Below are 1,978 nucleotides of genomic sequence, written 5' to 3'. Positions count from 1 at the left end.
TGGCCATGATGGCGCACGAACAGGGGCGTGAGGTGCAGATAGTGGCGGCAGATCGCCGCTCGGCCCGCAGCCTTGCGCAGGATGAGCGCCTTGGCGGGGAGCACATTACCGACCGGCGGGCACTGACGGAGGGGATGACCTTTTTGCCGGGCAGCACGCTGATTGTCGACCAGGCCGAAAAGCTGACGCTCAAAGAGACGCTGACGCTGCTCGATGGTGCCCTGCGTCATAACGTGCAGCTATTGATGACCGACAGCGGGCAACGCAGCGGCACCGGCAGCGCCCTGACGGTGATGAAAGAAACGGGCGTGAATACGCTGAGCTGGCAGCAAGGGGAGAAAACCCGGGTGGACGTCATCAGCGAGCCTGACCGGCGTCAGCGTTATGACCGGCTGGCCACCGACTTTGCCCGCAGTATACGGGCGGGAGAACACAGCGTGGCACAGGTTACCGGTGTCCGTGAACAGGCGGCACTCACCGGTGCGGTGCGTAATGCCCTGCGCGCAGAACGCGTGTTGGGCGAGAAAGAGCACACCATCACCGCGCTGGAGCCGGTGTGGCTGGACAGTCGCCATCAGCAGGTGCGTGACCACTACCGTGACGGGATGGTGATGGAGCGTTGGGATGCTCAGGCGCGACGTCATGAACGGTTTGTGATTGACCGCGTTACCGCCCGTAATAACAGCCTGACATTGCGCAATGCGCAGGGTGAAAGTCAGGTGATCCGGCTGGCGTCGCTCGACAGCAGCTGGTCGTTGCTTCGTGCCACGCAAATCCCGGTGTCGGAAGGGGACCGATTGGCTGTGTTGGGCAAAACACCAGGCGCACGGCTTAAGGGGGGCGATACCGTGACCGTCACCGGCTTTGATGATAAAGGCATCAATGTGACCCTGCCCGGTCGCAAGGGAACGGTGACGCTGCCGTCCGGAGACAGTCCGTTTACGGCACCGAAAGTCGGGCAAGGCTGGGTGGGGTCGCCGGGGCGCAGCGTGAGTGATAACGCCACGGTCTTTGCCTCGCTGAGCCTGCGGGAGATGGACACCACCACCCTGAACAAGCTGGCCCTGAGCGGTCCGCAGGTGCGGCTGTACTCGGCGCAAACCGAAGCGAAAACCACGGAGAAACTGGCCAGACAGTCGGTCTTCAGCGTGGTGTCGGCACAAATCAAGGAAGCCGCCGGGCATGACCGACTGGAAGATGCGCTCACACACCAAAAAAATGCGCTGCACACCCCGGCGCAGCAGGCCATTCATCTGGCCATCCCTGAGCTGGAAAGTCGCAACCTCGCCTTCACAAAACCGCAGCTGATGGCGGCGGCCAGCGAGACAGCGCCGACAGGGCCGGGACTGGCGGCGATTGAGCGTGAGATAGACCAGCAAACTCGGGAGGGTTCGCTGATGTCGGTGCCGGTCTCACCGGGGAACGGTCTGCAACTGTTGGTTGCCCGTGCATCTTATAACGCCGAGAAAAGCATTATCCGCCATGTGCTGGAAGGTAAGGATGCGGTTGCGCCGTTGATGCACAGTGTGCCAGGGGCGCAGATGGAGGGGCTTACATCCGGGCAACGCAATGCCACGCGGATGATCCTGGAGTCCTCCGACCGTTTCACCCTGGTACAGGGCTACGCCGGGGTGGGGAAAACGACCCAATTCCGGGCGGTGATGTCGGCTATCGGCACACTACCGGAGGAGCAGCGGCCCCGCGTCATTGGCGTGGCACCCACCCACCGAGCAGTGAGCGAAATGCGCGATGCCGGCGTGCCGGAGTCGCAGACGCTCGCTGCGTTTATTCACGACACGCAACAGCAGCTGCGCGGCGGCGAAAAGCCGGATTTTCGCAACGTGCTGTTCCTGGTGGATGAAAGCTCGATGGTCGGCAATGCCGATATGGCCCGGGCCTATGGCCTGATCGCCGGGGGCGGCGGACGGGCGGTGTCCAGTGGCGACACCGATCAGTTGCAGTCCATCGCACCTGGCCA

At 62.9% G+C, this 1,978-nt stretch carries 1 protein-coding gene; it reads left to right on the top strand.

Translation table 11 applies throughout. From position 1 onward, the window contains the following. Positions 1 to 1,978: AAA family ATPase (locus tag ACMV5I_RS29365; RefSeq protein ID WP_414825958.1), on the top strand; the 1,978-nt coding region annotated here is incomplete at both ends.

Origin of the sequence: Serratia sp. T13T92 (assembly GCF_047530105.1) — a bacterium.
In the GTDB taxonomy this organism is placed as follows: Bacteria; Pseudomonadota; Gammaproteobacteria; order Enterobacterales; family Enterobacteriaceae; genus Chania; species Chania fonticola.
The sequence above is the reverse complement of the archived record's forward strand: the minus strand, read 5'-3'. Positions and strand labels throughout refer to the sequence as shown.